General features: G+C 48.0%; 16 protein-coding genes. All 16 read left to right on the forward strand.

Translation table 11 applies throughout. The features are described from left to right. Positions 1-57: 57 nt before the first annotated feature. The 16 genes from BM200_RS04385 to miaB all read left to right on the forward strand — a co-directional run bounded on the left by BM200_RS04385 (position 58) and on the right by miaB (position 16,278). Positions 58-309 carry a DUF3243 domain-containing protein gene (locus BM200_RS04385; protein ID WP_091181733.1) on the forward strand — a complete coding sequence of 84 codons (252 nt, stop codon included), beginning with the start codon at positions 58-60 and terminating at the stop codon, positions 307-309. 150 nt (positions 310-459) lie between these two features. After that, positions 460-1,233: a DUF3388 domain-containing protein gene (locus BM200_RS04390; RefSeq protein ID WP_091181736.1), complete on the forward strand. Its 774-nt coding sequence runs from the start codon at positions 460-462 to the stop codon at positions 1,231-1,233. Positions 1,234-1,251: 18 nt separating this feature from the next. Beyond that, positions 1,252-2,187 (forward strand): helix-turn-helix domain-containing protein, encoded by a 936-nt coding sequence (locus tag BM200_RS04395; protein ID WP_091181738.1) that lies wholly within the window; start codon positions 1,252-1,254, stop codon positions 2,185-2,187. Between the two features lie 40 nt (positions 2,188-2,227). Further along, complete coding sequence (locus BM200_RS04400; RefSeq protein ID WP_091181741.1) at positions 2,228-2,719, forward strand: YajQ family cyclic di-GMP-binding protein; 492 nt, start codon at positions 2,228-2,230, stop codon at positions 2,717-2,719. Positions 2,720-2,937: 218 nt separating this feature from the next. Further along, the gene (gene pgsA, locus BM200_RS04405) at positions 2,938-3,516 is read left to right on the forward strand and encodes a CDP-diacylglycerol--glycerol-3-phosphate 3-phosphatidyltransferase (RefSeq protein WP_091181743.1); all 579 of its coding nucleotides are present in this window, start codon (positions 2,938-2,940) and stop codon (positions 3,514-3,516) included. Between the two features lie 95 nt (positions 3,517-3,611). Further along, positions 3,612-4,862: a competence/damage-inducible protein A gene (locus tag BM200_RS04410; RefSeq protein ID WP_091183497.1), complete on the forward strand. Its 1,251-nt coding sequence runs from the start codon at positions 3,612-3,614 to the stop codon at positions 4,860-4,862. Positions 4,863-5,137: 275 nt separating this feature from the next. Continuing rightward, the gene (gene recA, locus BM200_RS04415; RefSeq protein ID WP_091181745.1) at positions 5,138-6,193 is read left to right on the forward strand and encodes a recombinase RecA; all 1,056 of its coding nucleotides are present in this window, start codon (positions 5,138-5,140) and stop codon (positions 6,191-6,193) included. A 123-nt stretch (positions 6,194-6,316) separates the two neighbouring features. After that, on the forward strand, positions 6,317-6,997 hold the full coding sequence (locus BM200_RS04420) for a regulatory protein RecX (protein ID WP_091181747.1): 681 nt from the start codon (positions 6,317-6,319) through the stop codon (positions 6,995-6,997). Between the two features lie 182 nt (positions 6,998-7,179). Next, entirely contained in the window at positions 7,180-8,721 is a 1,542-nt protein-coding gene (rny, locus tag BM200_RS04425; RefSeq protein WP_091181749.1) for a ribonuclease Y, read from the forward strand. A gap of 74 nt (positions 8,722-8,795) precedes the next feature. Beyond that, on the forward strand, positions 8,796-9,593 hold the full coding sequence (locus BM200_RS04430) for a TIGR00282 family metallophosphoesterase (RefSeq protein WP_091181751.1): 798 nt from the start codon (positions 8,796-8,798) through the stop codon (positions 9,591-9,593). 139 nt (positions 9,594-9,732) lie between these two features. Beyond that, positions 9,733-9,993, forward strand: a complete 261-nt coding sequence (locus BM200_RS04435) for a stage V sporulation protein S (protein WP_005550495.1) — start codon at positions 9,733-9,735, stop codon at positions 9,991-9,993. 166 nt (positions 9,994-10,159) lie between these two features. Then, positions 10,160-11,104, forward strand: coding sequence for a dipeptidase (locus tag BM200_RS04440; RefSeq protein ID WP_091181754.1), 945 nt, complete (start codon positions 10,160-10,162; stop codon positions 11,102-11,104). A gap of 197 nt (positions 11,105-11,301) precedes the next feature. Beyond that, positions 11,302-13,035 (forward strand): 2-oxoacid:acceptor oxidoreductase subunit alpha, encoded by a 1,734-nt coding sequence (locus tag BM200_RS04445; RefSeq protein ID WP_091181757.1) that lies wholly within the window; start codon positions 11,302-11,304, stop codon positions 13,033-13,035. A gap of 2 nt (positions 13,036-13,037) precedes the next feature. Then, positions 13,038-13,904, forward strand: a complete 867-nt coding sequence (locus tag BM200_RS04450; protein WP_091181759.1) for a 2-oxoacid:ferredoxin oxidoreductase subunit beta — start codon at positions 13,038-13,040, stop codon at positions 13,902-13,904. An 80-nt stretch (positions 13,905-13,984) separates the two neighbouring features. After that, entirely contained in the window at positions 13,985-14,560 is a 576-nt protein-coding gene (locus tag BM200_RS04455) for a phosphate propanoyltransferase (protein WP_091181762.1), read from the forward strand. A gap of 146 nt (positions 14,561-14,706) precedes the next feature. After that, positions 14,707-16,278, forward strand: coding sequence for a tRNA (N6-isopentenyl adenosine(37)-C2)-methylthiotransferase MiaB (gene miaB, locus BM200_RS04460; protein WP_091181764.1), 1,572 nt, complete (start codon positions 14,707-14,709; stop codon positions 16,276-16,278). The last annotated feature ends 13 nt before the right edge of the window (positions 16,279-16,291 follow it).

Below are 16,291 nucleotides of genomic sequence, written 5' to 3' on the forward strand. Positions count from 1 at the left end.
ACATTTGTTGAGTGCTACACTCTTCTCAAATTGTACTTATCCAGGAGGCGAAATAACATGTCTAATGTCCTTTCTAATTTCGACAATTGGAAAGAATTTTTGTCGGATCGCGTGGCACAAGCCAAAAACAATGGGATGTCTGAAGAAACCATTAAAAATTTGGCCTTTGAGATTGGTTCTTTCCTTGATGAAAAGGTTGATCCTAAAAATGAGCAGCAACGCGTACTGAAGCAGCTATGGGACGCTGGCGATGAGCATGAGCGCAAAACCGTAGCCGGTCTGATGGTGAAGCTGGTCGAACAAACTTAACAGGTCTGGCATCTGAAGAAAAGCCTCCCCATTTGGAGGCTTTTCTGCAATGTCTGTGAATAGGTTGCAGGATTGTGACGAAAATTGTAGAATAAATTTTTATAAGCGAGTCAATCAATTGGGATTGGTGACAACAAGGGACGGTGTGAAATGGGATCAAAGCAGCAATACTATATGGAATACAAGATACATAAGAATCGGCCGGGCTTGCTTGGCGACATCGCATCACTGCTGGGGATGCTTGAAGTAAATATCATGACAATTAACGGTGTAGAGGACCGTACGCGTGGCATGCTGCTGCAAACCGATGACGAAGAAAAGATCGTCCTGCTCGGCAAAATGCTTCAGAAGGTTGATAACATTACCGTTAACAAGCTTCGTACACCTACGATCGTTGACATATTGGCAGTCCGTCACGGACGTTACATTGAACGCGATTCGGATGACCGTAAAACGTTCCGTTTTACAAGAGATGAACTAGGTATTTTGGTCGATTTTCTTGGGGAAGTGTTTAAACGTGACGGCAATCAGGTTATTGGTCTTCGTGGCATGCCTCGCGTAGGCAAGACGGAATCGATTATCGCAGGCAGTGTATGCTCGAATAAAAGATGGACCTTTGTATCGTCTACTTTGCTGAGACAAACGGTTCGAAGTCAGCTGTCCGAGGATGAAATGAACGATAACAACATCTTTATCATTGATGGAATTGTAAGCACAATCCGTTCTAACGAGAAGCATTATTCGCTGTTGCAGGAAATTATGGCGATGCCTTCAACGAAGGTGATTGAGCACCCGGATATTTTTATCAAGGAATCACAATTTGACTACAGCCATTTTGATATGATTATTGAGCTTCGTAACACACCAGACGAAGAAATTACATATGAATCATTCACGGCCAATTATTCGGATAATGAATTCTAGCAGAGAGGAGTAGACCCCATGTCAGATTTAGGAGCGTTGCTGCGTAAAGCAAGAGAAGAACACGGGCTAACGCTTGAAGATGTTCAAGAAACGACAAAAATACGCAAGCGCTACTTGGAAGCGATCGAAAGCGGCGACCATAGCGTCCTTCCGGGAACGTTCTATTTACGCGCTTTTGTTAAAAATTATTGTGATGCCGTAGGACTTGATTCGGATGAAGTGCTGCGTCTGTACCAGCATGAAATTCCTGCCTCGGTTACCGATCAGATTGTAGAAGCGGTGCCGACCAGACAGCCCAAGAGGGTGCAGAGCCGTTCCTCCGAGCGGATCAGCAAGCTTGGCTTCAACGTGATGATGTGGTCCTTCCTGATTCTCATCGTAGTCGTTGTCTGGGTTTATTTCGTTAATCAGAAATCCGATGCTCCGAAAGAGATTGATAATACGAATATTACGGATCAGGCTTCGCCGGCTCCTCCAAGCCAGTCGCCAGATGGTGGAACAAACGGCGGAACGACTACGCCAACGGCCACGCCTACACCTACGCCTAGCCAAGCGCCAACGACACTTACATTCTCGTCCAAGGTCGGCAAGGTTGATCATTATGATGTTGCGCCTGCAGGTGTCGTACATAAAGTGGAAATCAAGATTGCGGGCGGACCGAGCTGGACGGAAGTTCGTTCCGGCAGTTCATCCGGCAAGGCCACTATTTCGGAAACAGCACCGGACGGTTCGGTCTTTACTTATGATTTGGATCAGCCCTTGTACATCAACGTCGGGCGTGCCGATTTGACTGTTATCTCGGTAGACGGAGTACAAATTAATGACGGCGACCGCGCCGGTTCGAAGAAAATCCAGCTGAACCCTGCTGAGGGTGCAGCAGGCTCGGAAAGTCCGGAAGGTTCAGCGTCACCTGGGGATACGCAAGACACGGGTAACGAACAAGGAACGGAATAGAACAAAGAGCGGAATAGAACAAAGGGAGAGTTGTATAAAGATGAGTTCGGAAAGTTCATTTGATATTGTATCGAAGATGGATATGCAGGAGCTGAATAATGCCATTACGCAAGCGGAGCGGGAAATTGAGACACGCTTTGACTTTAAAGGAAGCAAGAGCAGCATTAAGCTCGAGAAAGAAGAGCTTGTCGTTGTTTCTGATGATGATTTCAAGCTCGAGAGCGTTCTTGATATTCTGAAGTCGAAGATGGTGAAACGCGGCGTTCCGATTAAAAACCTGGAATACGGCAAGATCGAATCGGCTTCCGCAAATACCGTTCGCCAACGGATTAAATTAAAGCAAGGCATCGAGCAAGACGATTCCAAAAAAATCAATATTCTGATCCGCGACTCCAAGCTGAAGGTAAAAAGCCAGATTCAAGGCGATCAGATTCGTGTGACGGGTAAAAGCCGTGATGACTTGCAGGCGGTAATGAATCTTCTTCGCGGAGCGGATCTGAAGATCGAGCTCCAGTTCACGAACTACCGTTAAGCTGTTAAAATAAGCCTTTCCGGCCCTTCGCTGCTGCATCATTAACGGCAGAAGAAGGGCTTTCGATCTATGATGCTTTCGCATTTTGACACAGGAAATGGCATGTATTATACTTGGTTAGATAGTTTTGGAAACGATCCGGGGGACATACAAATGACAGTACAAGCAATCATGCATCAATGCAGGAATACGGCTAGACGGTCCGGGGGTGTGAATGAATGAACCTGGCTAACAAAATTACGCTTGCACGAATTATTTTAGTGCCGATCATTATGGTATTTCTACTCGTTAACATCGATATTAAGCCACTTGAGTTCGGCGATGATTATTCCATTACATACAATCAGATTATCGCGGCTATTATCTTTATCATAGCGGCAAGTACCGATGGACTGGACGGTTATATCGCGAGAAAGAACAAGATCGTAACCAATCTGGGCAAGCTTCTTGATCCGCTTGCGGACAAGCTCCTCGTAGCAGCAGTTCTGATCTCGCTCGTTCAAATGGACAAGCTTGCGGCATGGATGGCCATCGTTATTATCAGCCGTGAATTCGCGGTAACGGGCTTGCGACAGATTGCTCTGCTTGAAGGCAGCGTTATGGCAGCGAGCAAATGGGGCAAATGGAAAACGGCCGTACAAATTACGATGATCATTTCGCTTCTGCTCAACAACTTCCCGTTCTCGTTTATCGATTTTCCTTTTGACGAGATCGTCAGCTGGATAGCCGTGCTGATTACGGTGTACTCCGGTTTTGATTATTTCTTTAAAAACAAACATCTGATTCCTGTGCAATAAACGGGATCTTATAAGTAACAATAAAGCATCTTTCCATATTATTGGAGGGATGCTTTTGCTTCCTAATGCTGCATGATTCGAAAGGGGAAACTCGTATGAAAGCGGAAATTATTGCGGTCGGAACCGAGCTTTTGCTCGGCCAAATTGTAAATACAAACGCACAGTACCTGTCCAGAAAGCTGGCAACGCTTGGAATTGATGTGTATTTCCAAACCGTTGTCGGCGATAATCCCAGCCGCATCCGGCAAGCGATCGAAATCGCCCGTGAACGTGCGGATCTGCTTGTATTCACCGGCGGCCTAGGGCCGACACAGGATGATCTGACAAAGGATGTTCTTGCTGCATACTTGAATCGCGGACTTTCCATTCATCAGCCCTCGATGGATAAAATCGAGCAGATGTTCAGCTCGCGCGGTATTCATATGGTGGAGAGCAACCGCCGGCAGGCGCTGATGATTGACGGCAGTGCTCCAATCGAGAATGAGGCAGGGCTTGCAGTGGGCAACGGACTGTCGGAAGACGGAACGCATTATCTGCTGCTGCCTGGACCGCCGCGCGAGATGAAGCCAATGATAGAAGGGCCAGGCTCAGAGTGGCTTAAGTCTATTCTAGGCTCTGAAGAACCGCTGTATTCGAGACTTCTTATGTTTGCGGGTATCGGCGAATCAACGCTTGAAGCAAAACTGATTGATCTGATTGAGGCGCAGTCGGATCCTACAATCGCACCGTATGCGAAGGAAGGCGAAGTGGCCATACGGGTATCGACGAAAGCAGCGAATGAATCCGATGCAACCGTTAAGCTGGATCAGACTGTCGAAGCCATCAAACAGCGGGTTAGCGAATACTTATATGCTGAGGAAGAGATGACGCTGGAAGAAAGAGTCGTTCAGCTTCTCCGCATATCAAGAAGAAAGCTTTCCACTGCCGAGAGCATAAGCGGCGGTCTGCTGGCCGAGCTTATTACCGGTATACCGGGAAGCAGCGGTGAGTATTCCGGCGGTGTGGTTACTTATACGAACGAGATGAAGCATAAGCTGCTTGGCATCCCGATGGCCCAACTGCAGGGAGACGGGGCGCCAGGAGCGATTAGTGAGTCGACAGCGGCGATGATGGCTGAACGCGTCAGACAGATCGGAGACTCGGATTTTGGCGTTTCTTTAACTGGCGTAGCTGGTCCGGCTCAAGCGGAAGGCAAGCCTGTTGGTCTTGTCTATTATGCAGTCTCTGAACGGGGGAAGCCGACATCTGTATTTACCGGCAATTTCTCCGGCACCCGTTCGATTATCCGTGTCCGCGCGGTGAAGGCAGCCTTGTATCAATTGTGGCTGAAGCTGCGCGAACATTGATTTGTCGGATTAACGCGAAAAAGCTTGCCTGTTTGTACCATTTCCGCTATAATTGGTCACATGCGGAAGAACCGTGGCGAAGATTACTTTGCTGCGGTTTTTTTATGTCTATTTTTAAATTCGCGCACCGCAGCCTAATATGGCGAAAGCCGGTTCACCTTACGCATGAAAGGGCGTGGAAATAAAAAAAGACGAATGTATGTTCGAAAAAAAGCTTGGCTTTTGTCCTGAAACAAGGTATCATACAATTATAAATAACGAAGGATGTGAGTAGCTTGTCGGATCGTCGTGCTGCTTTGGAGATGGCTTTACGTCAAATTGAGAAGCAATTTGGTAAAGGTTCCATCATGAAATTAGGAGAATCCACACATATGCAAGTTGAAACCGTACCTAGCGGTTCCCTTGCTTTAGATATCGCACTTGGAATCGGCGGTTTGCCGAGAGGTCGTATTATTGAGGTTTATGGACCGGAGTCTTCCGGTAAAACAACCGTTGCGCTTCACGCGATTGCGGAAGTACAACGTATTGGCGGACAAGCAGCTTTCATCGATGCCGAGCATGCGCTGGATCCATTGTATGCTAGCAAGCTGGGCGTTAACATTGACGAATTGCTGTTGTCTCAGCCGGATACTGGTGAACAAGCGCTTGAAATCGCTGAAGCACTTGTACGAAGCGGGGCTGTTGATATTATCGTAGTCGATTCGGTTGCAGCACTCGTACCAAAAGCAGAGATTGAAGGTGACATGGGGGATTCCCACGTTGGTCTGCAGGCACGTCTGATGTCGCAAGCATTGCGTAAATTGGGTGGCGCGATCAGCAAGTCGAAGACCATTGCCATCTTCATTAACCAATTGCGCGAGAAAGTCGGCGTAATGTTCGGTAACCCTGAGACAACACCAGGTGGACGCGCACTCAAGTTCTATTCTTCTGTTCGTCTTGATGTACGCCGTATTGAAACGATCAAACAAGGCAACGACATGGTCGGTAACCGTACACGTATCAAAGTCGTTAAGAATAAAGTTGCTCCGCCATTTAAGCAAGCTGAGGTCGATATTATGTACGGTGAGGGCATTTCGAGAGAAGGAAGCCTTGTCGATATTGGTACAGAGATGGACATTGTTCAGAAGAGTGGAGCATGGTTCTCCTACAATGGTGATCGCTTAGGTCAAGGCCGCGAGAACGCGAAGCAGTTCTTGAAGGACCATCCGGAGGTTGCTGCGATAATCGAGAAGCAAATCCGTGAACAAAGCAATTTGTCTGCTACGGCAGAGCCAGCTGACTTCTCAAAAGATGATGATGATGATTTTGATGAGTCGGAACTTGATGATTAATAATTCAACTTTCGCAGCTATGAATCTATACTGTGGAAGTTAAGTTAATAGCTTAGGAGCAGCGCCGTCCCATTGAGGGCGGCGTTGCTCCTTTTTCGCCATAACGAACGGAGTGAGTCCTAAATGATTATCGAGATTTCATCGGTCGAACAGGACCGCAAGGAACGAAAGCGGTACAACATCTTCACGAATGGCATGGAAGAGCCGTTATTCTCGGTTCACGAGGATTTGTTAATTAAACACCGATTATTTAAGGGCACGTCGCTCACCACGGAGGAAATTACAGAAATAACGGAAGAAGATGATCGTTATAGGGCTTATGCGCTCGCTATTTACTATTTGGGGTTCAAAGCAAGGACTCGCAAAGAAATTGAGCAATATTTGATGCGCAAGGCGTTCGAGCCGGAGCCAATTGCTTATGCGCTTGAACGTTTAGAATCGGAGCATATTGTTGATGATGAAGAGTATGCGCGGCAATTTGCCAAGCAGCGTATCCGTTATAGTCAAAAGGGCCGCCGTTGGATTAAGCAGGAGCTGCAGCAGCGAGGAGTTACGAATCAGGCTGCGTCAGAAGCACTGGAAGCCATCGACCGGGATGATGAACTTGCGTCAGCGATTCATGCCGCAAAGAAGAAATGGCGCTCTCTTAAAGGAGAATACAGAGAGAAACGTCAAAAACTCCTCTCCTTTTTAATGCGAAGAGGGTTTCCTTCGGATGTCGTCAAAGAAGCGGCAAAAGCAGCAATAGATGAAGCGGAAATGGAGCAGGCAGAAGATGATGAAGGGCTTTTGCTTGACAATTGATTTTGCCAAAAGATAAAATAAAATTGTATTCCTTTTATATCAAGTCAATTTTCCTTCCAAAAGTTGATTTGAAACGATTATTTTCGTCAATAAGTTAGAGAATCAATCGGTATGGAAACCGGCTAAAAACCTAATATCATCCCAAGCAGTTGCCTTGGTGAATGCAACGAGGAGGTGAACAAATGGACCCTATTTGGACGGTGTTGATCTGTCTCGTTGTTGGCGTTATTTTCTTTGGGATTGGTTATTTTATTCGCAAGTCGATTGCCGAGGCCAAAATTTCCAGCGCTGAGCAAGCTGCTGTCGTAATCGTAGAGAATGCGAAGAAGGAAGCAGAAGCTCAGAAGAAGGAAACGGTGCTCGAAGCAAAAGATGAAATCCACAAACTCCGTACGGAGGCTGAGAAGGACATCCGTGAGCGGCGTAATGAGTCTTTGCGTCAGGAAAGACGTTTGCTCCAGAAAGAGGAGTCGCTGGATAAAAAGATAGAAGCGCTGGAACGCAAAGAAGAGTTAGTTGCCAACAAAGAGAAACGGATCGATGACACCCAAGAACAAATTGATTCCATTTACAAGCAGCAGCTTAGTGAATTGGAGCGTATCTCCAGCTTGACTATGGAGGATGCGAAATCGATTATTTTGTCGAATGTGGAGCAGGAAGTGCGTCACGAAACAGCACAGATGATCAAAGAGATCGAGCAGCAAGCGAAAGAAGAAGCCGATCGAAAGGCGCGGGACATTATTTCACTCGCTATTCAACGTTGTGCGGCGGATCACGTAGCAGAGACGACTGTATCAGTCGTAACGCTGCCTAACGAAGAAATGAAAGGCCGCATAATTGGACGTGAGGGCCGTAATATCCGTGCACTCGAAACATTGACTGGTATCGATTTGATTATCGACGATACACCGGAAGCGGTCATTCTGTCTGGCTTTGACCCGATTAGACGTGAAATTGCTCGTACTTCACTTGAGAAGCTTGTTGCAGATGGTCGTATTCATCCGGCTCGCATTGAAGAAATGGTCGAGAAGTCCCGCAAGGAAGTGGATGAGCGGATCCGTGAATACGGTGAGCAGGCTACTTTCGAGGTTGGGGTTCACGGTTTGCACCCTGACTTGATTAAAATTCTGGGACGTCTTAAGTACCGGACAAGCTATGGTCAGAACGTGCTGAAGCACTCGATGGAGGTTGCTTATTTGACCGGCCTTATGGCTGCAGAGCTTGGCGAGGATATTACGCTTGCTAAGCGCGCGGGCCTTCTGCACGATATCGGCAAGGCGCTTGACCACGAGGTTGAGGGCTCCCATGTTGAGATCGGCGTAGAGCTGGCGAAGAAGTACAAGGAGCATCCTGTTGTGATCAACAGTATCGCTTCCCACCATGGAGACGTTGAAGCAACTTCTGTTATCGCGATGCTCGTAGGAGCAGCAGACGCTTTGTCTGCCGCACGCCCTGGCGCACGTCGCGAGACGCTTGAAACGTACATTAAACGTCTGGAGAAGCTGGAAGACATTTCGGAGTCGTTCGACGGCGTTGAGAAGTCTTTCGCTATTCAAGCAGGACGCGAAGTCCGTGTTATGGTTCAGCCTGAGAAGATTGACGATACGGAAGCATTCCGGCTTGCACGCGATATTACGAAGAAGATCGAGAGTGAACTCGATTATCCGGGACATATTAAAGTTACGGTTATTCGTGAGACCCGTGCAGTTGAATATGCGAAGTAGATCACAAGCAAATAGCAAGAACGAAAAGTGGCTGCTTGTCAGCCACTTTTTTTGCATAATAAAGGAGTGGCGGAGTGAACGTATTATTTATTGGTGATATCGTAGGCAGTGTAGGACGCAAAGCATTAAAGCAGGTCCTTCCGGCACTGAAGAGCAAGTACAATCCACATATAATTATCGTAAACGGCGAGAATGCCGCAGCAGGCCGTGGGATTACGGCAGCTATTGCCCGCGAATTTTTTGAATGGGGTGTTCACGGCATCACGATGGGCAATCATACTTGGGACAATAAGGACATCTTTGAATGGATAGATGAAGAACCGCGCGTTGTACGTCCGGCCAACTTCACCGAAGGAACACCGGGACAAGGTTATATGCATATAAAAGCCAACGGCAAGCAGCTAGCTATTATTAATTTGCAAGGCCGGACTTTCCTGCCGCCGATCGACTGCCCGTTCCGGAAAGCGGAAGATTTGATTACGCTCGCGAAAGAAAAAACAAATAATATCCTGATCGACTTCCATGCGGAAGCTACCTCCGAGAAGATTGCAATGGGCTGGCACTTGGCTGGACATGCCTCTATCGTTGTAGGTACCCATACGCATGTTCAAACGAATGATGACCGGATTCTGCCGGGCGGGACAGCATATATAACGGATGTGGGCATGACCGGGCCGCGTGACGGCGTGCTTGGCATGGAACGCAATGCCGTGCTTCATAAGTTTTTGACCCAGCTGCCGACACGGTTTGTGGTGGACGAAGGGGATTGGCATCTGCATGCGGTATCGGTTCATATTGACGATGCAACAGGGCAGGCAACAAAAATTCAAAAAATCAGGCTTACCGAAGATGAGTGGCTGCTCATGCAGTAGTTATATGAATATTCGAAAAGTTTAGTCAATTCTGAATTGATGTGAAAGTTATTGCGGGAATAGCAGGAATTTTTTAACCTCTCTCGAATACTATCTAAATAGTGGAATCCATCCATCATTCCCGAGGAGGTCCTTTTTCATGGAAGTATTAAAAGTTTCAGCAAAGTCCAATCCAAATTCCGTTGCAGGTGCGCTGGCCGGAGTTTTGCGTGAGCGCGGCGCCGCTGAATTGCAAGCCATCGGGGCGGGTGCACTTAATCAAGCGATCAAGGCAGTAGCAATTGCTCGCGGATTCGTAGCTCCGAGCGGGGTGGATTTGATTTGTGTTCCGGCGTTTACTGACATTGTCATTGATGGAGAAGACCGAACAGCGATAAAGCTCATTGTTGAACCTAGGTAACAGATCTAACCACCGGTCTTCATGTACGGAGCTGGATTGAGCCAGGTATTTGAACCTGTTTACGAAGTAGACAGGTTTTTTGCTTTGTTGGATTCATGATGGTTGTTAAAGCAATGCTTACGAAGCAAGAATTGCTACGCAATTCTTTTTAGGTGGTGCGAGCGAAATGACCTTTTCCATAGCGGATTTTCATTGTGATGTACTTAGCAAGCTTCTGGTCCATCCGAATCTGACTTTTCAGGGCAGTGAAACGGGGCTCTTGGATGTGACGTATGAACGGTTAAAGGAATCGGGTGCCGTTCTTCAGACCTTTGCGGTATACATACCGGAGAAGTTAAACGGTTCTATTGAGCCTATATTAGCAAGTATTGACCATTTCTACGAGCAGGTGCTGACTTGCCCGGATATGATGCTTATCCGCAGTCAAGCGGATTTGGCGGAGAGTTTGGCAATGGGGAAGATCGGCGCTTTACTGTCCCTGGAAGGAGTAGACGGGCTGCAGGGCAGTATACCCATTCTAAGGCTCCTGCACCGCCTTGGCGTACGGGCCGCTGGATTGACCTGGAATCATGCGAACTGGGCCGCAGACGGCGTTATGGAGCCTCGTGGAGGGGGGCTGACCGCTCAAGGGAAGACCTTCGTCACGGAATGCGACAAGCTGGGCATACTGGTGGATGTATCTCATCTGTCAGAAAGAGCTTTTTGGGATGTTGCGGATCTGGCTTCCAGAACGATTATCGCCTCGCATTCCAATGCCAAGACGCTTCTGAATCATCCCCGGAATTTGACCGACGATCAGATTAGGGCAATCATCGCCCTTCAGGGTCTCATAGGCATTACCTATGTCCCATGGTTTGTAGCGGACGGGGAACAGGTCACCGTTGATGATGTGCTAAGACACATTGATCATGTAGGAGGACTTGGCGGTGAGCAGCATATTATGCTTGGTTCAGATTTTGACGGAATCGACAAATATGTGAACGGCTTAACGCATCCTGGCGAGGTGTACAGGCTTCGCGAAGCGATGCTGAAGAGGTACTCCGAAGAGCAGACAAAGCGGTTCTTATCGGGTAATGCGCTTACATTTCTGGCAGCCAATCTGCCTGAGTAGCAAACGGTTTGCGACATATCTGAATATGGTATACAAACAATCGAAAATGATTATCATTCATTAAACGTTTACATCTTGCAATTTTCAAACCGCACCTTTACACTTGGTTTGACTGTTTATTCATTATATAAATTATTGTTGGATATTGCCTTAGTATTGTACGCGGCTTAAGCCATCAAAAAGAGGAGATGGGCGTTTTGATTAGTCAATTGTCTTGGAAGATCGGAGGGCAACAAGGGGAGGGCGTCGAAAGTACAGACCGGATCTTTTCCACGGCGCTTAACCGGCTTGGGTATTACTTATATGGATATCGTCATTTCTCGTCGCGGATTAAGGGCGGACATACAAATAATAAAATTCGAATAAGCACATACCCGATCCGGGCGATCTCCGATGATCTGGACATCCTCGTGGCGTTCGACCAGGAAAGTATAGATTTGAATGCTAAAGAGCTTCGCAGCGGCGGCGTTATCGTGGCAGATGCGAAGTTTAAACCCGTTGTACCTGAAGGAATCGATGCAAGACTGTTCGCTGTGCCGATTACGGCTATGGCGGAAGAGCTCGGTACTTCCCTGATGAAGAATATGGTTGCTTCCGGCGCATCCTGGGCATTGCTTGGTTTGCCGCTTGAAGTATTTAATAAAGCAGTAGAAGAAGAGTTCGGTCGCAAAGGCGCGGCAATCGTCGAGAAAAATATCGAGGCGGTTAAACGCGGTGCTGAATTCGTATTGGAGCAAGCAGGCGGACCGCTTAATGAGTTCAAGCTTGAGGATGCGGACGGCCAGCAAAAGCTGTTCATGATCGGTAATGAAGCAATCGGACTTGGATGTGTGGCTGCAGGCTGCCGCCTGATGTCGGCTTACCCGATTACTCCCGCTTCTGAGATCATGGAATATCTTATTAAGAAGCTCCCTGCGCTTGGCGGCACTGTCGTTCAGACGGAAGACGAGATTGCGGCGGTTACAATGGCTATTGGTGCTAACTATGCGGGTGTACGGACGATGACGGCTTCGGCAGGTCCAGGCTTGTCGCTTATGATGGAGGCCATTGGCCTCGCCGGCATGACGGAGACTCCGCTTGTTATCGTAGATACGCAGCGCGGCGGTCCTTCTACTGGTTTGCCGACAAAGCAGGAGCAATCTGACCTTAACGCAATGGTCTACGGTACACATGGCGAGATTCCAAAGATCGTTATCGCGCCTGCGTCTATTGAGGATTGCTTCTACGATATGATCGAAGCCTTCAATCTGGCTGAGCAGTATCAAGTACCGGTTATTGTCATGACGGATCTTCAATTGTCTCTTGGCAAACAGTCCTGTGAGCCGTTTGATTACAATTCGATCCAGATTAACCGAGGCAAGCTCGTTCAGGAAGGTCCAGAACTTGAGCAGCATCAGCTGTTCAAACGTTATGAGCTTACGGAAGACGGCGTATCGCCTCGTATACTGCCTGGCGCTAAAAATGGCATTCATCATGTGACGGGCGTGGAGCATGACGAGGTAGGACGTCCTTCGGAAAGTGCAATTAACCGTCTGAAAATGATGGATAAGCGTCTGCATAAGCTTGACGGTCTATTCATCCGCGAAGGCCTGCGCGTTGATGCGCCTAACGAGACGCCTGATCTTCTCATCATCGGCATGGGATCGACAGGCGGCACGATCGATCAAGCCCGTGAATGGCTGGCAAACGACGGTATCACAACGAACCATATTACGATCCGTCAGATTCATCCATTCCCGACGGAGCAATTAATTCCTCATTTGCAGCAAGCGAAAAAAGTCGTTGTTATCGAGAATAACGCTACAGCACAGCTTGCTGGCCAGATCAAAATGAATGCGGGCTTCGCGGAGAAGATCCGCAATCTGCTGAAATATGACGGCAATCCGTTCCTGCCATCTGAAGTTTATAAAGCGTGCAAGGAGTTGGACTAATTATGGCAACTTTTAAAGAGTTTCGAAATAATGTGAAGCCGAACTGGTGCCCGGGCTGCGGAGACTTCTCCATCCAGGCCGCTATTCAACGCGCTGCGGCTAACGTTGATCTTGAGCCGGAAGACCTTGCGGTTATTTCCGGTATCGGCTGCTCCGGCCGTATTTCCGGCTATATCAACGCATACGGCCTTCACGGGATTCACGGCCGCGCATTGCCCATCGCGCAAGGCGTTAAGCTTGCGAACCGCGAACTGACTGTTATCGCATCGGGTGGTGACGGTGACGGCTTCGCGATTGGTATGGGCCATACGGTTCATGCCATCCGGCGTAATCTTAACATTACGTATATCGTCATGGATAACCAGATCTACGGTCTGACCAAAGGCCAGACTTCACCGCGCAGCGCGGAAGGCTTCAAAACTAAATCAACACCGGAAGGCTCGATCGAGTCGACATTGTCGCCGCTTGAGATCGCCATGTCCGCAGGGGCTACTTTTGTGGCCCAATCGTTCTCGAGCGATTTGAAGCAGCTGACGGCATTGATTGAGGCTGGTATTAAGCATGAAGGCTTCTCGCTGATCAACGTGTTCAGCCCATGCGTAACCTTCAACAAAATCAATACGTACGACTGGTTCAAAGAAAATATCGTGAATTTGGAGCAGTTCCCGGATTACGATCCAGCGAACCGTATTGCGGCGATGAATAAAATTATGGAAACAAACGGCATGCTGACGGGTCTGATCTACCAGAATACGCAGCGTAAGTCGTATGAGGACATGATCAGCGGATTCGGTACAGAAGCCCTTGCGAAGCAGGATCTTACCCTGTCGCAAGAACACTTCAATAAGCTTGTAGCTGAATTTAAATAAGTGTATGATGAGCATACGGCAATTTACCCAATTCGCCGTATGCTTTTCATTATGGAATGGATACAAAGGAGTAGAAACAAATGGAACAAAAAGTAGTGCCCGTAGGCGTATCGGCAAGACATATTCATCTCTCTGCGGAGCATGTCGCTATATTGTTTGGAGAAGGCAGCGAACTGACGGTTGCCAAACCTCTCTCGCAGCCTGGTCAATATGCGGCAAATGAGACGGTTGCCGTCATCGGACCAAAAGGTTCTTTCCCTAAAGTAAGAATTCTGGGTCCTGTACGTTCGGCCTCGCAGCTTGAAGTATCGCGTACGGATGCATTCTCTCTGGGCATTAACCCGCCGGTAAGAGAATCCGGAAATATTAAAGGCTCTGCCGGAATTACGCTCAAAGGTCCTGCAGGCGAAGTAACGATTGAAGAAGGCGTAATTGTTGCTGCCCGTCACATTCACTTCCATACAAGTGATGCAGACAAGTGGGGAATTGCGGACAAGCAGCTTCTGAAGGTCCGCTTCCAAGGTGATCGCGGCGTTGTCTTCGAGCAGGTCATTGCACGCGTGTCTCCGGACTTTGCGCTGGATATGCATATTGATACAGATGAAGCGAATGCAGCCGGCATCAAGAATGGCGATACCGCTGAAATCATTGAATAAAACATAGGTTAGCCAAAAGGCTGATATGCAGTTTCATACTGCTGTCAGCCTTTTTTGCATATAGGTGACACGTGGATATCCTTCCTGAAGTTATGCTATAATTTTGTATTGGGCAATATTTCATGTAGAGGGAAGTGTGAACAACCATGTCAAAGGGGAACCCGCAATCCGGCAAGGTTAAAGACTACTCCAAATACTTTGACTTCTCGGATGCTAAAGTGCTAAGCAGGGAAGACGGGATAACGACCTATCGCATTAAAGGCCGAAACATACAGATTAATTCCACTCCAAACTATAAAGAAGAAAAGAAACGCGGCAAGGAAGACATCGCGGTTCATTATGATTTCTCGATTCCGGAAGAACTGTACACACTCGGCAAAGGGAAATTTTACTTAATACAAACCTACGGCTGCCAGATGAACGAGCATGACTCGGAAGTGATGAAGGGCATGTTCGAGGAGATGGGATATACCGCAACGGAAGACCGCAAGCAGGCAGATGTTATTCTTCTCAATACTTGTGCCATTCGGGAAAATGCCGAAGATAAGGTGTTTGGAGAGCTCGGCCATCTCAAAACGTTAAAGCTGCAAAAGCCGGGTCTGCTGCTTGGCGTATGCGGCTGCATGTCGCAGGAAGAGTCCGTCGTGGGCAAAATCCTGCAAAAGCATGCTTTTGTCGATATGATCTTTGGAACTCATAACATTCATCGCCTGCCTCATTTACTGCAAAATGCATATTTCAGCAAAGAGATGGTTGTTGAGGTCTGGTCCAAAGAAGGCGACATTATTGAAAATATGCCGAAGAAGCGGGATGGCATGCGTGCTTGGGTCAACATCATGTACGGCTGCGACAAGTTCTGCACGTACTGCATCGTACCTTATACAAGGGGCAAAGAGCGGAGCCGGCGTCCGGAGGATGTCATTGCCGAGGTTCGCGAACTGGCGCGCCAAGGGTTCAAAGAGATTACGCTGCTGGGCCAAAATGTAAATGCCTACGGGAAGGATTTCGAAGATATCGAATACCGGTTTGGAGATCTGATGCATGAAATCTCGAAGATAGATCTTCCAAGGATACGGTTTACGACCAGCCATCCGAGAGATTTCGACGATCATCTGATCGACGTGCTCGCGCAGGGAGGCAATCTGGTCGAGCATATCCACCTGCCGGTTCAGTCAGGCAGTACGGAAGTGCTGAAACGGATGAGCCGTAAGTATACCCGGGAGCAGTATCTCGAGCTTGCAGCGAAAATCAAACGGGCAATTCCGAACGTTTCTCTTTCCACCGATATTATTGTTGGTTTCCCGGGAGAGACGGACGAGCAGTTTGAAGAAACGATGACGTTAGTCCGTAAGGTAGGGTTTGATTTTGCCTATACGTTCATTTATTCACCTCGTGAAGGAACGCCGGCGGCAGACATGGAGGATAACGTGCCTCTGGAAGTGAAGAAGAAACGTCTGCAAAGGCTGAATGAACTGATGGCGGAGCTTGGCCGAAACAGCAATGAACGGATGGAAGGCGAGATTGTCGAGGTGCTCGTAGAAGGCGAGAGCAAGAACAATTCGACGATTTTGGCCGGCAGGACCCGTACAAATAAGCTGGTTCATCTGGAAGGTCCTAAAGAATGGATTGGACAATTTGTACATGTTCGTGTAACAGAAGCAAAAACATGGTATATTAAAGCAGAACCGCTCGCGAACTCCGCCAGCAATGTATCCTAGAAGCGACTCAAAT

The sequence above is a fragment of the Paenibacillus catalpae genome (assembly GCF_900112695.1).
Lineage (GTDB): Bacteria > Bacillota > Bacilli > Paenibacillales > Paenibacillaceae > Pristimantibacillus > Pristimantibacillus catalpae.

Excerpts from the sequence above, each read along its gene's own strand:
- BM200_RS04385 (WP_091181733.1), top strand. The coding sequence starts at position 58 with ATGTCTAATGTCCTTTCTAATTTCGACAATTGGAAAGAATTTTTGTCG.
- BM200_RS04390 (WP_091181736.1), top strand. The coding sequence starts at position 460 with ATGGGATCAAAGCAGCAATACTATATGGAATACAAGATACATAAGAAT.
- BM200_RS04395 (WP_091181738.1), top strand. The coding sequence starts at position 1,252 with ATGTCAGATTTAGGAGCGTTGCTGCGTAAAGCAAGAGAAGAACACGGG.
- BM200_RS04400 (WP_091181741.1), top strand. The coding sequence starts at position 2,228 with ATGAGTTCGGAAAGTTCATTTGATATTGTATCGAAGATGGATATGCAG.
- pgsA (WP_091181743.1), top strand. The coding sequence starts at position 2,938 with ATGAACCTGGCTAACAAAATTACGCTTGCACGAATTATTTTAGTGCCG.
- BM200_RS04410 (WP_091183497.1), top strand. The coding sequence starts at position 3,612 with ATGAAAGCGGAAATTATTGCGGTCGGAACCGAGCTTTTGCTCGGCCAA.
- BM200_RS04420 (WP_091181747.1), top strand. The coding sequence starts at position 6,317 with ATGATTATCGAGATTTCATCGGTCGAACAGGACCGCAAGGAACGAAAG.
- rny (WP_091181749.1), top strand. The coding sequence starts at position 7,180 with ATGGACCCTATTTGGACGGTGTTGATCTGTCTCGTTGTTGGCGTTATT.
- BM200_RS04435 (WP_005550495.1), top strand. The coding sequence starts at position 9,733 with ATGGAAGTATTAAAAGTTTCAGCAAAGTCCAATCCAAATTCCGTTGCA.
- BM200_RS04440 (WP_091181754.1), top strand. The coding sequence starts at position 10,160 with ATGACCTTTTCCATAGCGGATTTTCATTGTGATGTACTTAGCAAGCTT.
- BM200_RS04450 (WP_091181759.1), top strand. The coding sequence starts at position 13,038 with ATGGCAACTTTTAAAGAGTTTCGAAATAATGTGAAGCCGAACTGGTGC.
- BM200_RS04455 (WP_091181762.1), top strand. The coding sequence starts at position 13,985 with ATGGAACAAAAAGTAGTGCCCGTAGGCGTATCGGCAAGACATATTCAT.
- miaB (WP_091181764.1), top strand. The coding sequence starts at position 14,707 with ATGTCAAAGGGGAACCCGCAATCCGGCAAGGTTAAAGACTACTCCAAA.